This window comes from Pseudomonas sp. IAC-BECa141, assembly GCF_020544405.1.
Lineage (GTDB): Bacteria > Pseudomonadota > Gammaproteobacteria > Pseudomonadales > Pseudomonadaceae > Aquipseudomonas.
This window is the reverse complement of sequence record NZ_CP065410.1, coordinates 1,701,475-1,717,983: the sequence shown is the minus strand read 5'-3', so window position 1 is coordinate 1,717,983 and position 16,509 is coordinate 1,701,475. Positions and strand designations below refer to the sequence as shown.

The 16,509-nt window shown below is 61.7% G+C and carries 15 protein-coding genes; all 15 read right to left on the bottom strand.

What is annotated here, in order from left to right:
- Window positions 1-8: 8 nt before the first annotated feature.
- The 15 genes from I5961_RS07745 to rfbF all read right to left on the bottom strand — a co-directional run bounded on the left by I5961_RS07745 (window position 9) and on the right by rfbF (window position 16,495).
- Window positions 9-935: a ketoacyl-ACP synthase III gene (locus tag I5961_RS07745; RefSeq protein ID WP_227234836.1), complete on the bottom strand. Its 927-nt coding sequence runs from the start codon at window positions 933-935 to the stop codon at window positions 9-11.
- A gap of 225 nt (window positions 936-1,160) precedes the next feature.
- On the bottom strand, window positions 1,161-2,213 hold the full coding sequence (gene pseI, locus I5961_RS07740) for a pseudaminic acid synthase (protein ID WP_227234834.1): 1,053 nt from the start codon (window positions 2,211-2,213) through the stop codon (window positions 1,161-1,163).
- Complete coding sequence (gene pseG, locus I5961_RS07735) at window positions 2,210-3,712, bottom strand: UDP-2,4-diacetamido-2,4,6-trideoxy-beta-L-altropyranose hydrolase (RefSeq protein ID WP_227234832.1); 1,503 nt, start codon at window positions 3,710-3,712, stop codon at window positions 2,210-2,212. Before pseG ends, pseI begins: the two co-directional genes overlap by 4 nt.
- On the bottom strand, window positions 3,709-4,404 hold the full coding sequence (gene pseF / locus I5961_RS07730; protein WP_085699485.1) for a pseudaminic acid cytidylyltransferase: 696 nt from the start codon (window positions 4,402-4,404) through the stop codon (window positions 3,709-3,711). Before pseF ends, pseG begins: the two co-directional genes overlap by 4 nt.
- Window positions 4,401-5,021, bottom strand: coding sequence for a pseudaminic acid biosynthesis-associated methylase (locus tag I5961_RS07725; RefSeq protein WP_085699487.1), 621 nt, complete (start codon window positions 5,019-5,021; stop codon window positions 4,401-4,403). The genes pseF and I5961_RS07725 overlap by 4 nt, the downstream gene beginning before the upstream one ends.
- A 31-nt stretch (window positions 5,022-5,052) precedes the next feature.
- On the bottom strand, window positions 5,053-6,210 hold the full coding sequence (pseC, locus tag I5961_RS07720; protein WP_227234831.1) for a UDP-4-amino-4,6-dideoxy-N-acetyl-beta-L-altrosamine transaminase: 1,158 nt from the start codon (window positions 6,208-6,210) through the stop codon (window positions 5,053-5,055).
- Window positions 6,207-7,208, bottom strand: a complete 1,002-nt coding sequence (gene pseB / locus I5961_RS07715) for a UDP-N-acetylglucosamine 4,6-dehydratase (inverting) (protein WP_227234829.1) — start codon at window positions 7,206-7,208, stop codon at window positions 6,207-6,209. The genes pseC and pseB overlap by 4 nt, the downstream gene beginning before the upstream one ends.
- Before the next feature lie 25 nt (window positions 7,209-7,233).
- Window positions 7,234-10,149 carry a glycosyltransferase family 2 protein gene (locus I5961_RS07710; RefSeq protein ID WP_227234827.1) on the bottom strand — a complete coding sequence of 972 codons (2,916 nt, stop codon included), beginning with the start codon at window positions 10,147-10,149 and terminating at the stop codon, window positions 7,234-7,236.
- A 55-nt stretch (window positions 10,150-10,204) separates the two neighbouring features.
- Window positions 10,205-10,942, bottom strand: coding sequence for a cephalosporin hydroxylase family protein (locus tag I5961_RS07705; protein ID WP_007958324.1), 738 nt, complete (start codon window positions 10,940-10,942; stop codon window positions 10,205-10,207).
- A gap of 17 nt (window positions 10,943-10,959) precedes the next feature.
- On the bottom strand, window positions 10,960-12,033 hold the full coding sequence (locus I5961_RS07700; RefSeq protein ID WP_085699495.1) for a class I SAM-dependent methyltransferase: 1,074 nt from the start codon (window positions 12,031-12,033) through the stop codon (window positions 10,960-10,962).
- Window positions 12,030-12,881, bottom strand: a complete 852-nt coding sequence (locus tag I5961_RS07695) for an NAD-dependent epimerase/dehydratase family protein (protein WP_085699497.1) — start codon at window positions 12,879-12,881, stop codon at window positions 12,030-12,032. The genes I5961_RS07700 and I5961_RS07695 overlap by 4 nt, the downstream gene beginning before the upstream one ends.
- On the bottom strand, window positions 12,878-14,104 hold the full coding sequence (locus I5961_RS07690; RefSeq protein ID WP_227234825.1) for a class I SAM-dependent methyltransferase: 1,227 nt from the start codon (window positions 14,102-14,104) through the stop codon (window positions 12,878-12,880). Before I5961_RS07690 ends, I5961_RS07695 begins: the two co-directional genes overlap by 4 nt.
- A complete protein-coding gene (rfbC, locus tag I5961_RS07685; RefSeq protein WP_085699501.1) occupies window positions 14,101-14,661 on the bottom strand; it encodes a dTDP-4-dehydrorhamnose 3,5-epimerase in 561 nt (186 codons plus the stop codon). The genes I5961_RS07690 and rfbC overlap by 4 nt, the downstream gene beginning before the upstream one ends.
- Window positions 14,658-15,740 carry a CDP-glucose 4,6-dehydratase gene (gene rfbG / locus I5961_RS07680; RefSeq protein WP_085703333.1) on the bottom strand — a complete coding sequence of 361 codons (1,083 nt, stop codon included), beginning with the start codon at window positions 15,738-15,740 and terminating at the stop codon, window positions 14,658-14,660. Before rfbG ends, rfbC begins: the two co-directional genes overlap by 4 nt.
- Window positions 15,722-16,495, bottom strand: coding sequence for a glucose-1-phosphate cytidylyltransferase (rfbF, locus tag I5961_RS07675; protein ID WP_227234824.1), 774 nt, complete (start codon window positions 16,493-16,495; stop codon window positions 15,722-15,724). The genes rfbG and rfbF overlap by 19 nt, the downstream gene beginning before the upstream one ends.
- Between the last annotated feature and the right edge of the window lie 14 nt (window positions 16,496-16,509).

Here is a 16,509-nt window from a genome sequence, read left to right as displayed (position 1 = left end):
TGGTGGATTCAAGGACGATAGATAATCGCCGAACCCCACGACAGTCCGACACCGAAACCACTGATCGCGATGCGATTCCAGTCGGAATCAAGCACGTGCTTTTCCAGCAGCAACGGCACGCTGGACGACACGGTGTTACCGGTCTCGACCATGTCCTTGATGAACTTCTCCGGCTCGCCTTCGAAGCGCCGCGCCACGGCATCGACAATCGCCGCACTGCCCTGGTGAATGCAGAAGGCATCGATGTCATCGGCCTTCAGACCGGAATCGTCGAGCAGTTCGTGCAGGTGCGCCGGGACTTTGAGCAGCGCGAAGTTGAACACCTGACGGCCGTTCATGAAGAACACGCCATCGGTCACCTTCAGGTGCGGTGCGCCGGAACCGTCGGTGCCGAACTTGGCCTTGCCCAACGCCCAGACCGGGTCTTCGCCCATCCAGGTCGCGGTGGCGGCGTCGCCGAACAACATGGTGGTGTTGCGATCTTCCGGATCGACGATCTTCGAATACGGGTCAGCGGTGATCAGCAGGCCGTTCTTCAGGCCGGCGGCTTCCATGAAGCCCTTGATCGCGTAGATGCCGTAGACGTAACCGGAGCAGCCCAGGGAAATATCGAACGCCGCGACATGGGTCGGCAGGCCAAGCTTGTCCTGCACGATTGCAGCAGTATGCGGCAAGCCTTCTTCGTCACCGTTCTGGGTCACGACGATCAGCGCATCGATGGATTCACGTTTCAGCTCAGGGTTGTTGGCAAACAGCGCATTGGCCGCTTCAACGCACAGATCGGACGTTTCCTGTTCTGCGTCTTTACGTGGCAGGAAGGCCGAACCGATCTTGCCGAGGATGAATTCTTCATCCTTCTCGAATTTTGCACCTTGTGCGTAATTGTCCACGCCGGCTACAGGAACGTAGCTCGCAATGCTTTTTATGCCAATCATTACGGCTTCCCAATAATAAACAGCCCAATACCACCGCTCGCAAGGATTCGAGGGGCGCCGACAAACAGAAAACGGCCGCCACAACAGGCAGCCACGGGGAGCGCAAAGGGCTATCACTGGAACCGAAAACGGGCCAGGCGCCATCTCCCCGGTCATTACAATACAGTGAAGATGCGCGTTATGACTCGCAGGTCACGCTATTTTGCCGAATCGGTGCAGATCGGGTTATTCGACCAGCGACCAGTCCAGTGGCGTGCCGCGTTTGATCGGCGCGCGCGCGCGGCGGCCGAGGACGGCATCGGTGTGCCTGGGCGGCAGACCGAGACCGGGACGAATGGCGCGCAGGTTGGCCGCCGTGAAGGGTTCACCGGCCGCCATATCGGCCGTGACGTACAGCGACCGACGGTAAACCAGCGACTTCTGCTCAGCCTCGGTCACGCCGTAATGCACCTGGCCCATGGCCTGCCAGGCGCGTTCGGTCTCGACCACCAGGCTGGCCAGCTCCGCCGGTTCCAGTGAGAAATTGGCGTCCACGCCACCGGCTGAACGGTCGAGGGTAAAGTGTTTTTCCACCACCGTGGCGCCGAGGGCCACCGCCGCCACCGATACGCCGACACCCATCGAATGATCGGACAGCCCGACCTCACAGCCAAACAGCTCACGCAAATGCGGGATCGTGCGCACGTTGCTGTTGATCGGCGTCGCCGGGTAAGTGCTGGTGCATTTGAGCAGTACCAGATCCTTGCACCCGGCCTCGCGGGCAGCGCGTACGGTTTCGTCGAGCTCGGCGATGCTGGCCATGCCGGTGGAAATGATCAGCGGTTTGCCGGTCGCCGCGACACGGCGAATCAAAGGCAGATCGGTGTTCTCGAAACTGGCGATCTTGTAAGCCGGCACATCGAGGCTTTCGAGGAAATCCACGGCGCTGTCGTCGAACGGCGTCGAAAACGCGAGCATGCCCAGTTCCCTGGCCCGGGCGAAGATCGGCGCATGCCATTCCCAGGGTGTGTGAGCCTTTTCATACAGATCGTAGAGCGAGGTACCGGCCCACAGACTGTTCGGATCCTTGATGAAGAATTCGCCTTCAGCCAGATCCAGGGTCATGGTTTGGGCAGTGTAGGTTTGCAGTTTCAAGGCATGCGCACCGGCCTTGGCCGCCGCTTCGACAATCTGCAAGGCGACGTCCAGCGACTGGTTATGGTTGCCGCTCATTTCAGCGATGATGAACGGCGGCGCATCGGCACCGATCTGGCGGTTGCCGATCTTGAAACTGCTCATTGACTGGATTCCTTCAAAACCTTGGTGAACGCACAGGCACTCTGAGTGAACCCGGCGTCACGAAAAACATTCATCGAGGGCCGATTGGCCGGCAACACCTGGGCGGTGATGGCGGTCATCTGTGGCCAGTGCGCGGACACAAAAGCCTCACCCTGCGCCAGCAACGCCCTGCCCCAACCCAGACCGAAACGCCCCTCGAGCAGATACAGCGAAACCTCTGCCTCCAGGCCGCGCAAATCGTAGCGCAGGACGCCGACCGGGCCGTCATCTGCTTCGGCCACCAGCAACAACCGCTGAGGATTGCGCAGGCTCGCACCCAGCCAGTTCAGATGTTGCGACCAATCGATCACGCCGCTGTCCAGTGACCAGCGGCGCACTGCTTCGGCATTGCGCCCGTCGAACAACAATTGCGCGTCATCCGGCGTCGCCAGGCGCAACTTGAGCACCGCACCGACCAGTGCCGCCGCTACCCGCAACGCACCGCGCCCGTCGACCAGTTGTCGTGAACGCTCGGCCAGGCTCTGACGCAGATAAAAATTGTCGACGACAAAACCGATGGCATCACGCAGTTGCTCGACACTCACCTGCTCCCGCGCGCCCATAAACACATGCGCTCCGGCCGCCGCCATCACCTCGCCGTTGGCCTGCTGGTTGTTCGATACCGCAATGCAGATCGTCGGCAGGCCCAGAGCTGCACGCTCCCAACTGGTGCCGCCGCCGGCACCGATGAACAGGTCGGCCTCGGTCATACGCCGATGAAAATCGCTGACGAAGCTGTGCAGACGCCAGTGCGGCCGCGATTCGGCCAGCGCCTGCATCTCTGCCCAGGCCGGGTTGTCGGCGCCGGCGACGAAATCCACTTCAAGCGCCGAAAAATCCGCCAGCGCCAGCATCGCGTGATGGGTCTGACGAGCCGCATCGAAACCGCCGAAATTCACCAGTACCCGACGCGCCGCGGGTTTGATCTCGATGGTCGGGCCACTGAATTCTTCACGCAGCATGGCAAAGCGCGGGCCGAGCAGCGTCCGGCACCCGGCGGGCAGCAGCGGCTGATAGTTTTCGCTGAGCCCCGACAGATTCTGATTGAGCAGCAGATCCACGCTGTAGCGACGGGTCGCCAGATCGTCGACGGCGGCGATCCTTGGGGCAAAACGACGGGCAGCGGTCTGCCAGTGATGATCGAGGCCGTAATGGTCGGCGATCACCCAGTCAAACTCAGGCTGCCCTTCCAGTTGCATTGCCAGCGCATCGATATCCGCCTGCCACGGCAGCATCGATTCGATGGCCTGCTCCGGGTCTTCTCCGGCATAGCGATCCGGCAACGCGAAGGTCTCGAAGCCTTCGCTCTGCAACGCATCGAGCCGATGGCCGGGCAACCGACGGCAGGCGAACGCGACATGGCTGCCTTGCGTGCGCAGTACTCGCGCCAGCGTCAGGCACCGGGCGATATGGCCGCTGCCGATGGTCGGCGAGGCGTCAGCGCGGATCAGTACTCTCATTGCAGCTCTCCGCCAGCCTTGAGGGCGGCGTAAAGGTATTCAGCGCGTTTCCAGTCTTCGACGGTATCGATGTCCTGCACCAGATACCGGGGCAGGATCACCGGCAGGCTGGCCGACGAATACAGCACCTCGCCCCCCAGCCACGCTTCGCTGCGCCCCCAATAGAACTGGCCGGCATCCTGAAAGGCAGCCGGCAGATCCTGTGAACGGGTATTGCGAAATTCGGGGTACAACGCCGTCAACGCACCCTGTCCGTCGAGGGTCAAGGCGCGCTGCACCGGAAAGCCGAAATCGGTGACTGAAAAAGCAAAGGACTTGTCCGGATGCTGCGCCAGCAACTCCAGGCCCTGTCGCAGAAACCGCGCCTGCAACAACGGCGCGGTGGCGTACACACAGCAGGCGTAATCGAAGGCCGGCAGTTGCTCCAAGGCATGCACGATCACCGCTGCGGTGCCGGTGAAATCATCGGCCAACTGCGCCGGACGCATGAACGGCACGTCAGCACCGTTGGCCCGCGCCACGTCGGCGATCTCTGCATCGTCGGTGCTGACCACCACCTGCTCGAACAACCCTGAATCAAGGGCGGTGCGAATCGAGCGGACAATCATCGGCACACCGTCGAACGGTTTGAGATTCTTGCGCGGGATGCGTTTACTGCCCCCGCGGGCCGGGATGATTGCGACGTTGTTCAAGGACGTTTTTCCAGCAGGAACCAAGTGATGTCGTCCACCGGAAATTGCGGATCGCGGTGATAACCGAAGCCGTAATCCAGCAGTTGCAGATCAGGATAGCGATCGAGCATTTCCCCGGCGAAGTCGCGCTTGAACAGCTTGCCGCTGTTGCCGCGATAGGACACCTCCACCGGCGACGGATTGTAGTACTCGGCGATCAGGATGTAGCGCGAACTCAACTCATACAGTTGCGCATAGGCCGTCGCCAACAGCTCCGGCGCCAGATGGATCAGCACGCCTTTGCTCAGGGTCAGATCGTATTGGCGCTCACGGGGAAAGTCGAACAGCGAGCCGTGCCAGATGTTCGCAATCTCCAGCGCCCGAGCCTGGGCACAGGCGCTGGCGTTGATTTCGACTCCGAACAGTTCGCAGCGCGGCAACAGCTGACGCAATGCCTGCAAGTTGTTGCCGGCATTGGTGCCCAGTTCCAGCAGGCTGTCGATCCGCCCGGCCCGGGTCAGCGCCTTGGCGAACAACGCCAGATTGGCCGCCACCAGTGGCTGGCCGACGTTGCGGTCAACGTACTGGTTGCCGAACTCGCCCTGCCAGAATTGTTCCTGCTCGCTCAGATCACGCATTACCGTTTTCCATCCACCGCCGCGGCGGCAATCATTCAGTCAACCGACGCAATTGCTCGACCACGTAGTCCTGCTGCTGATCGCTCAGCAACGGAAACAGCGGCAGACTGATCGCTTCGGCGTAATAACGCTCGGCTTCGGGAAAGTCGCCCTCGGCAAAACCCAAGTCACGATAGTACGGCTGCAAATGCAGCGGAATGTAGTGCAGGTTCACGCCGATACCGGCGGCGCGCAAGCCTTCGAACACCTGACGGTGACTGAGGCTGATGCGCTCGGTCTGCAAACGCACCACATAAAGATGCCAGGCCGATTCGGCGTCCGGCTGGATGCTCGGCACGGTGACCGGCAGGTACGCCAGCAGACGGTCGTAACGCGCGGCCAGTTCCCGACGGCGTGCAATGAACTCATCCAGTTTTCTCAGCTGCGACAGGCCCAGCGCGGCTTGCAGATCGGTGATCCGGTAATTGAAGCCCAGCTCGACCTGCTGGTAGTACCAAGGACCGTGGCTGGGCTCGGTCATCTGCTGCGGATCGCGGGTCATGCCGTGGCTGCGCAGGCGTTGCAGGCGCTCGGCCAGTTCCGGGCGATTGGTCAGCACCATGCCGCCCTCGCCGCTGGTGATGATCTTCACAGGGTGGAAGCTGAACACGGTCATCGCGGCAAATTCACCGCAACCCACCGGGCGTCCGGCATAGCTTGCGCCGACCGCGTGGGACGCATCTTCGATCACGGTAAAGTTGTAGCGCTCGGCCAGTTCGGCAATCCGTCGCATGTCGCAGCTCTGCCCGGAGAACGCCACCGCCACCAGCACTTTGGGCAGCGTACCGTCGCGTTCGGCAGCATCGAGTTTGTTCGCCAGAACTTCGGCATCGAGGTTCCAGGTCAGCGGATCGATGTCCACGAAATCCACGTCGGCACCGCAATAACGGCCGCAGTTGGCCGACGCGAGAAAGGTGTTCGGCGTGGTCCACAAACGATCACCCGGGCCCAGCCCCGCCGCCACGCAGGCAATGTGCAACGCCGCGGTGGCATTGCACACCGCCACGGCGAAATCGGCCTGACAACGCTCGGCCACCGCCTGCTCGAAGCGTTCGATGGTCGGGCCTTGAGTGAGCCAGTCGGACTGCAACACCTCGACAACCGCGTCGATATCCGTCTGATCGAGACTTTGCCGACCGTAGGGAATCATACCGACAGCTTCGCGTGCAGGTCGGCGATCTGCCCCACCGAGAGGAAGTGCGGGTTGGTGTCGGAGCGGTACTCGAAATCTTCGCCGACCGGCACGCCACGTTCACCGAGTTTGTCCTCGGCAAAATCCACGTCGACGCTGGTAAAACGAATCGACGGCTGGATCGTGTAGTGATCGGCAAATTCCAGGGTCATCCGCGCATCGTCCAGCGGCACCATCAGCTCGTGCAGTTTCTCGCCGGGACGGATGCCGACGCTCTTGTGCGGCAGGTGCTCTGCCATTCCCCGCGCGAGATCGACCACGCGGATCGACGGGATCTTTGGTACGAACACTTCACCGCCGTGCATGCGCGCAAAGCTGTCGAGCACGAATTGCACGCCGTGATCGAGGGTGATCCAGAAGCGGGTCATGCGCTCGTCAGTGATCGGCAGTTCTTTTGCGCCGTCGGCGATCAGCTTGCTGAAGAACGGCACCACCGAGCCGCGCGAACCGGCGACGTTGCCGTAGCGCACCACGGCAAAACGCGTCTGCTGTTCGCCAGCGATGTTGTTGGCGGCAACGAACAACTTGTCCGACAGCAACTTGGTGGCGCCGTACAGGTTGATCGGGCTCGCGGCCTTGTCGGTGGACAGTGCGACGACTTTCTTCACGCCGTTGTCGATGGCGGCAGCGATGATGTTTTCCGCGCCGTTGACGTTGGTGCGGATGCATTCGGTCGGGTTGTACTCCGCCGCCGGCACCTGCTTCAACGCCGCGGCATGCACCACGTAATCGATGCCGCGCATGGCCTGACGCAGACGATCGGCGTCGCGCACGTCACCGAGGAAGTAACGCATGCAGGGCGCGTTGAACGTCTGCTGCATTTCGTACTGTTTAAGCTCATCCCGGGAGAACACCACCACGCGCTTGGGCTGGTATTGCTCGAGCAGGCGCGCAATGAACTTGCGCCCGAACGAGCCGGTGCCGCCGGAGATGAAAATCGATTTTCCGTTGAACATGTCTTGAGTCCCGTTCCCTGTCGACCTAGGCGATCAACTGTGCCCAGTTCAGAGAAGCACTGTCGTTCAGGACAAAGCCTTTGCCGATCAGGCTCAGGTTGGCGTTGTAGGCCTGATCCCCGGCGAAAGTCGCCGCCCATTTTTCCTGCAATGCAGCCAGTGCCTGGCCTGCCTGATCGATCTCGCCCTGATGGATGACTTGCACCGATGGCGTCCAGACGGTCAGGTAACCGGCCTGGCCGGCCTTCAGGCACAGGTCGACATCGCTGAAGCCGGCAGCGAACGTGCTGTCGTCCAGACCGCCCAGAGCCTCGAACAATTCTTTGCGCACCATCAGGCATACGCTCGAAACCGCCGAGTAGTTCTGATCCACGGACAACCGGTACAGATAGCCTTCGGCATCGTGTTTCTCGCCGACGAATGCCGAACCGACGCCACCGTTCATGCCCAGGATCAGGCCGGCCTGGCTGACCTTGCCGTCGCGGTCGACCAGTTTCGGGCCAACTACGCCGACTTCCGGACGCAGGGCATGGTTGAGCAGCGAGTCGAGCCAGTTCGGGTTGACCACTTCGGCGTCCGCCGCCAACAGCACCAGGAACTCGCCCTGAGCTTGCTGGCTGGCCGCGTTGCACAGTGCGGGCGTGCTGAGCGATTGATCGGCACGCAGCACACTGACTTTCGGATGCTGATAAGTCCCGAGCCAGTCATTGACCTCGGCCGATTGAGAAGCCTTGGTTGCAATCAGGATTTCGTACTTGTGATAACGGGTGCGCAACAGCACACCTTCCAGGCAACGTTGCAGAGCAGGCAGATCGTCCCCGGCCGCTATAACGATCGACACCAGAGGACGATCGCTGTGGTGATAATCGATCTGGTAAACACCCGGCAGCGCCGACGTGACCTTGGCTTTGTAACCGCGGTTGCCTAGATGACGCAGCAATGCCAGACGCTCATGGGCGTTCTCTTCCAGCTGCGGTGCCTGAGTGATCAGCAGCGGTTCATCGAGGTGCGCCAGGCAGTTCAGGCCACCTTGCTCAATGATGCGCAGTAGCAGGTCGAACTCCAGCGCCTTGCTGAAATCGGCGCGGTAGCCGTCGACTTCCAGCAGCACTTCACGCCGGACCAGCCAGTGCCGCGCCATCAGGCCTGGCAGGCTCAGCAACAGATCGAGATTGAAGCCCGGACGGAACACGTCCATCAGCGCACCGTTTTCCCGTCGCTGGATCTCGTCCGTGGAAACGGCATTGATGCCGTCGGCATTCATCAACTCCAGGCTGGCGCGCAAGAGGCCACCGGCGGTGAACTCATCCCCCGCTTCGGCCAGAAGCAACCAGTCGCAAGGCGACTGACGAGCGCTCTGGTTAAGCTTGTCGACAAGATTGTCCGGCGTAACACGGACAAAGTGCAGGGTGTTCTGCGCAGTGGTCGCTGCCGGGGCGTCACCAGTGGTGAACACGACAATGCGGAACGCCTTGGATTGACCTTCGAGCAGGCTGTCGAGGCTGACCTGCAACTTGTCGATATCGTTATCCATGTCCACCAGGAAGATGCCGAACTGCGGGCCACCACCGTTGGCGGCCAGGTGTTCGGTAATCGACGCGATCTGCCCGGCATCCGCCTGACGCGACGCCAGCCACTTGAGCAGACGCCCGGACTGCATCTTGTCAAACACCTGCTGATGGTCGGCGACGGTCAACGCTTCCATGCGGGCGATCCAGTCACGCATCGTCTGCGCTTCGTCATCCTCGCCAGACAGTTCCAGTTGCACCGCCAGGCGTTTGGCGACGGTGCGGTTGAACGCGTTGAGGTCGTGGGCCTGCCACAGACGGTCGAGCACACTTTCAGGGGTATCGTTGTTGCGCGCCTCGATCAGATGCGCCTGACGGGTCCACACCCCTTCAAGACCTTCCAGTTGAATGCGGCCGGCCGGCATCGCGTGCAGCATGAATTCAAACTGCGCGAGGCGATCAAAGAACGCCTGGTTGTAGAACGGCATTTCGACGTACTGCAGAGGTCCGAAACGGCGATCCGGACGCTTGAGTTCCTGGTTCCAGGTGGACTGGATAATCAGCTCTGCCGTCAGGGCCCGATTGGTTTGAAGGCTGTCGACCATCGCCTCGAAACTTTTAAGGGCAAAGGCCTTGCCCTGCTCTGCATTCAGATCCTTGATACCAGTCGGCAATCCCGCCAGAAACTCGGCGAAGGCTTCGCGCTCGGCCACCGATTTAGGATCGATGTAAGTCAGCGAGTGGTACACCTCGGTGCTGTGCTCGGAGTTGCCATAGTTGATCTCCCGCACCACATACGGTATCGGCAGGATCCGTGCCTTGGCACTGGCCAGCAGGAAGTAAACATGGCCGATTTCCTGCCACTGGAAACTGGTGCCCGGCGGCAATGCCGAATGCCAGGTTTTCATCAGGTCGGTACGGGTCACCGCATAGAACGGCGGGATGTACTGACTCATGTAGTCCAGGACCCGATCCTGCGCCCGCTCGGACGCATAGTCCTCCTGCACTTTCTTGTCGCGACGGTAGTAGCTCACGCCACCGGCCAGTGTCAGGTACATCAGGCAGTAGCCGTGGCACATGCCGTAGTCGCGATTCGCCTCCAGGAAGCCCACCGACTCGGCGAGCGAATCGTGCAGGATGAAGTCGTCATCGGCTGCCAGCACCATGTATGGCGTGGTCAGTTGCTCCACGCCATAGGCCAGTTTGGCCTGCATGCCCCAATAGGCGAATTGCGGCACGTGGTGGTAATCGACCGAAGAAAAGTCGCCTTCAGGCCGCTCGGCGGTGGAGTCCAGCACCATGATTCTGCAGGGCAGGCTGCTGTAGTACTTGACCGCCCGACGCAGGAACGCCGGACGATTGTGCGTAATCAGCACCACGGTCAACAGCTCGTTGAGCGGTAGCGTCAATTCAGAACCGAACTTGCCTTGCATAACTTCTCTCCACAACCGGCGACTCGCCGAGACAACGCTTTTGTGATGTTGCGAATTAACGAACGCGACGCAGATAGCCGTCCGGCGCCACGGTGATCAGCAGCTTGTTCTGCAGCTGAACATCGATCTCGAAATCCTTGTTCTCTTCCAGGTATTTCCACACGGCGGTCTTCGGGTTGTCGCCCGGGCCCCATGGACGATCCGGGAAGAAGTCGGCCGGCATGTCTTCAACCACGGTGTCCATCACCACGCAGTAGCTGTCGACCGAAACCAGTGGCGCGTAGAGGCGCAGCTCTTCGAGCACGTGGTCGTGGGTGTGGTTGGAATCGAGTACCAGAATGACTTTCTTGCCTTCGGCTGCCGCGCGTACCTGGGCAGCGATGGCCGGGTCGATGCTCGAACCTTCGATCATCTTGATGCGCTTGCTCATCGGATGGCTTTCGATGGCTTCGCGGTTGTGCGGGCGGATGTCCAGGTCAATGCCCAGCACTTCGCCGTGCCCCTGCAGCTCCAGCAACGAGGCGTAGTAGATGATCGAACCGCCGTGGGCGATGCCGCACTCGATAACCAGATCCGGCTTCACCTGCCAGATGATTTCCTGCATGGCCATCATGTCTTGTGGCAGCTGGATGATCGGACGGCCCATCCACGAGAAGTGGTAGCTGTACTTGTGCTTGGCCGATTCGTTGAAGAAATCCCGGGCCAGGCCGGTGAGTTTCTGGTCGTCACCCTGTTGGGCGATCTGCTCGCGGCATTCGGCTTCGAAAGCTTTGTTGATGCTGTTGTCGGTCATTTTCAAAATCTCAAGGGTCACTGGAACGAAGCGCTGTCGACGGCGTGATAGACGTAACGTCCACCGGTCATCCGCTTGATCTCTTCGAGGTAATTGGAATTCATCACAAACAGGTTGGCGCCCTCGGGCAAGGCATCCATCGCCTCTTGCGGCGAGGACACCCGGGCGCCGCTCAGGGGCAGGTAACGCCCCTGCTTGGCCGGGTTGATGTCGACCACCCGGTCCACCGCCACGCCGGCGCGTTGCAGGAACAGCGAATAGATCACGCCCTTGGACGAGGCGCCCCAGATCGCCGAACCCTGCTCGGGCGCGCCCTGGATGATCTGCACCGCGCGCTCGAGGCTGGCAGTGAAATCGTCCGGCAATGCCAGGCGCGGCACCGGTTGTTCGGGGGTCAGGCGCAGCGTGGCAAGGTCAGCGACGATGTACAGGTATTGGCCACCGAACAGGTGACCGGCCTCGTGCACGGTGCCGAACATCCGGCGCAGGTCGTCGAGGCGGAAGTAATTGACGTGCTCGTAGAACAGGTCGAACCAGGCGCGGTGTTCGAGGATCCAGTCGAAGCACGGCACTTCGATGTAGATCTGCCCACCGCCCTGATTGGCTTCGGCGATCACCGCCAGAAAGCTCAGCGGATCCTGGATGTGTTCCAGCACGTGACGCAGCACGATGGCGTCCGCTTCCAGGCCCAGACCACGGGTGAACGGGGCCTTGATCACGTCGGCGTTCTCGCCTTCGTAGGCCGGGTCGATGCCGGTGATGCGGTAGCCCAGGCCTTTGAGCAGCTCGAGGAAATAACCTTTGCCGCAGCCGACTTCGATCAGCTCCTGACCCTTGAAGTGCCGGGCAATGATGCCTTCGACATCGCTCAGGTGTTTCTGGAACTGGCCGGAATGGGCCTGCTCGTTCTGGTAGTCGGCGTCGTAGCTGAGTTTGTCGGCATCGAACGCTGCATTGAAGATCAGCCCGCTGCGTTCATCCTGCACCAGCAGCATGTCGGCGCTGGCCGATGCCTTCGCCGATTCGGGATCGGCAAAGGTGCGGTTCTGCAACACCGGCAGGTCGGTAACCCGATACAACTCGTGCCTCATTGCGGCTCTCCCAATAACTGTTGCAAGCGCTCGGTCACCGCCCAGAACGCCAGCGGTTCGTGGGTGGGATACGGGTAGTGGCCGAGGTTCAGGGCGATGGTCGCGCCGCGCTCACGCACGCGCTGTTCAACCAGTGCCCGCACGGAAACCGGCTGGCCGCTGGCGCAGTTGAGCGTGCCGTCGAAATCGCGTTTGTGCAGGATCGCGGCGAGGTACGCGGTGGCCGTTTCAATTGCCAGGAAGTCCCGCAGCTGTTCACCGGCCGACATGTTGAACGTCGCATCGCCGGCATCGATTGCCCGGTCCAGCGCCGCCAACAGACTGTTGGGGTTCTGCCCGGCGCCGTGCAGATAGAACAGCCGTGCCCATTGCAGGGTGAACGGATGCTCCTGCTGCAAATTTTGCAGAAACAGGTGCAGCGTGTGCTTGGCCAGCCCGTACGGATTGGCCGGCTGTGCGTCGTTCTGCTCGCTCAGCGGGCCGCTCTGCATGCCGTACTCGAAACAGGTGCCGGTCACCAGAACCTGCTTTACCCCCGCCTCTACCGCGCCTTTGATGAAGCGGTAGTCGGCCATCAGGTTGTGCTCGAAATGGAACAGCGCCCGGTAGTTCGGCAACCCCGGCCAAGCCAGGTGCGCGAGTGCATCGACGCCCTCGGTCAGCGCGCGCGCATCCAGATCCGCCGCGTGAATATCCGCGCTCACGAACTCGACGTCATTGATCCATGGCATGTCCGCGGCTTTTTGTGCATCACGCGCAACCGCCCGCACCGTGCACCCACGGGCCAGCAATGCCGCGACTAGGTGACGACCGACGAAGCCCGTGGCTCCGGTGACCAGGACTTTCACAGCACGCTCAACTCAGGCACGGCGATCACGAAGTGGCCGTCCCACTGACGCACCTGGGCCAGTTGCTGGCTGACTTCATGCAGCAGGTTCCACGGCAACACCAGCACGTAATCCGGCTTCTCGATATCGATCTGCGCCGGCGCCACGATCGGAATGCGGCTGCCCGGCAAAAACTTGCCCTGTTTGTGCGGATTGGCGTCGGCGACCCAGGCCAGCAGATCCGGTTTGACCCCGGCGTAGTTGAGCAAGGTGTTGCCCTTGGCCGCAGCGCCGTAGCCGACCACACGCTTGCCATCGGCCTTGGCCTGCAACAGGAAGCGCAGCAGGTCATGCTTGATGCGTTCGGCAGCCGGCGCCAGCGTCGCGTAATACCCAGTGGTTTTCACGCCTGCGTCGAGTTCGGCCTGCAACTGCTGTTGTACGGCCGGCTGCACGGCACGGCGTTCGCCGTCCTTGCGCTGGACGAACACCCGCAGCGAGCCGCCATGGGTGGTCAACTGGCTGACATCGAACACTTCCAGGCCGTTGCGCTCGCACAACGTCTGCACAGCGGTCAGGGACAGGTAGGAATAGTGTTCGTGGTACAGCGTGTCGAACTGCGCGCCGGCCATCAGCGTCAGCAGTTGCGGGAATTCGAAGGTCGCGACGCCGGTCGGCTTGAGCAACGTGGCGAAACCACCGAGGAAATCGTTGATGTCCGGCACGTGGGCCAGCACGTTGTTGGCGGCCATCAGGTCGGCGGCCCAGCCTTCGCTTTTCAGCTGTGCGGCGGTGTCGCGACCGAAGAACAGTTCACGGATCTCCAGGCCTTTTTCCCGTGCCGCCTTCGCGGTGCTGTGGGTCGGCTCGACGCCCAGGCACTGAATGCCGCGACCGGCCACGTATTGCAGCAGGTAACCGTCGTTGGCCGCGACTTCCACCACGCGGCTGTCGGCGGTCAGGCCAAAGCGCTCGACCATCTCGGCCACATAACGCTCGGCGTGAGCCAGCCAGGTGCTGGAGAACGAACTGAAGTAGGCGTACTCGGCGTCGAACAGGCTGTCGGCGCTTGTGTAATCCTCAGTCTGCACCAGCCAGCATTGCTGGCACACGGCAACCTTAAGCGGCACCCATTGTTCGGCCTGCTCCAGCCGATCGGCATGCACATAGGCGTTGGACGGTGGCGAGGTGCCGAGGTCGATCAGCGGCAGGCTCAGCGGTGCGGCGCACCCACGGCAATTCATAGACGCACTCCAGCAAAGTGTTGATCGAGCGCGGGATGGCTGGAATCCCGCGCCGACAAATTATTGACAGGCAACGGCCAGGCGATTGCCAGCCGTGGATCGTTCACCGACAGACCGCCCTCGTGCTCCGGCGCGTAATCGGCGCTGTGCAGGTAAAGCAGTTCGGCATCGTCGGTGAGGGTCTGGAAACCGTGGGCGAAACCGGCGGGGATCAACAGGCTGCGACCATCGCCGGCCTTCAGGTGCTCGGCGTGCCAGTGCAGGAAGGTCTCGGAATCCGGGCGCAGGTCCACCGCCACATCCCACACTTCGCCGCGCAGGCAGGTGATCAGTTTGGCTTCCGGCGCGTTGGCGTTCTGGTAATGCAGACCGCGCACGCTGCCCTTCTCGCGGGTGCAGGAATGGTTGATCTGGCGGATGTGGAATTCGCTGCCGAACGCTTTCAGGCTGCCCTCGCAGAACAGCCGTGCGAAGTGCCCGCGCTGATCTTCGAAGCGTTTGTGCCGGACGCTGAACAACCCGGCCAGCGGTAACTGTTTCAAGGAAAACTCGCTCACAGCGCGCCCCGGTACAGGTTCAGTTGGCCGAGGGTCACGGTGCGCATGTCGTCGCCGTTCTGCCACGCCAGATGCCAGTCGAGGGTCTGGGTCAGGCATTGCTGCAACGACCAGCGCGGTTGCCAGCCCAGCACCTGACGTGCGCGGCTGCTGTCCAGACGCAGCAGGCCGGCTTCGTGCAAGTCACTCTTTTCGATACGCAGGCCACGGGCCTGAGGCCAGCGGTGGGCGAGCAGTTCGACCACTTCGCCGACGCTGCACATGTCCGCTTCACCCGGACCGAAGTTCCACGCCCCGGCGTATTCCGGGCCTTGTTCGTAGAGCCCGGCGGCCAGTTGCAGGTAGCCGGCCAGCGGCTCCAGCGCGTGTTGCCAGGGACGTACGGCTTGCGGGTAGCGCAGGGTCACCGGCTCATCTGCGGACCAGGCTTTCAGAACATCGGGAATCAGACGTTCAGGGGCGAAATCACCGCCGCCCAACACGTTTCCGGCGCGCGCAGTGGCCAGGGCCAGACCGTGCTCGGCGTACTTGTCGGCCGGGAAGAACGATGCCGCGTAAGACTGCGCCAGCAACTCGCAGCACGCCTTGCTGCTGCTGTAAGGGTCATGGCCACCGAGGGCTTCGTCCTCGCGATACGGCCACAGCCATTCCTTGTTGGCGTAGACCTTGTCGGTGGTCACCAGCACACAGGCACGCACGCAACCGACCTGACGAATCGCTTCGAGCAGGTTGAGGGTGCCCATGACGTTGCTCGAATAAGTGCCGAGCGGATCGCGATAGCCTTCGCGCACCAGCGGCTGGGCCGCCAGGTGCAGAACGATCTCCGGCTCGGTGTCAGCGATGATCTCGAGCAAGGCGCCGAGGTCACGCAGATCGCCGCGCTGATCGTTGATGCCTTCGCTCACGCGCGCCAGTTCGAACAGGCTCGGTTCGGTCGAAGGATCCAGGGAAAAACCGCTGACTTGCGCGCCGAGGCTTTGCAGCCACAGGGTCAGCCAGCTGCCCTTGAAACCGGTGTGACCGGTGACCAGAACCCGCTTGCCGCGCCAGAACTCCGGACTCAGACCCATTGCTTCCATGGGGCCTCCCCGCTCTGCCACAGCGCTTCGAGATGGTTCTTGTCGCGCAGGGTGTCCATCGGATGCCAGAAACCTTCGTGCTCGAAGGCTTTCAGTTGTTCGTCCTGGGCCAGTTGCGCCAGCGGTTCGGCTTCCCAGGTGGTTTCATCGCCGGCGATGTACGACAGCACTTTCGGCGACAGCACGAAGAAGCCGCCATTGATCCAGCCACCGTCGCCCCGCGGTTTTTCGGTGAAGCCGAGTACCTGATCGCCCTGCCTCTCAAGGGCGCCGTAGCGGCCCGGTGGCTGCACGGCGGTGACGGTCGCCAGACGGCCGTGGTTCTTGTGATAGTCGACCAGTTGCGCGATGTTGATGTCGGAGACGCCGTCGCCATAGGTGAAGCAGAACGCATCTTCGTCCTTGAGGTAACGGCCGGCACGCAGCAGACGGCCACCGGTCATGGTTTCCTCGCCAGTGTCGATCAGGGTGACGCTCCACGGCTCGCTGTAGTTCTGGTGAACGTCCATGCGGTTGTTGCGCATGTCGAACGTGACGTCAGAGGTGTGCAGGAAGTAATTGGCGAAGAAGTCCTTGATCGCGTAGCCCTTGTAGCCGAGGCAGATCACGAAGTCGTGGATTCCGTGGGCGGAATACTGCTTCATGATGTGCCAGAGAATTGGCTTGCCGCCGATCTCGATCATTGGCTTGGGCTTGAGGTGCGACTCTTCACTGATGCGCGTGCCGAGGCCACCCGCCAAAATAACTGCCTTCATCGTCTCCCCTCTTC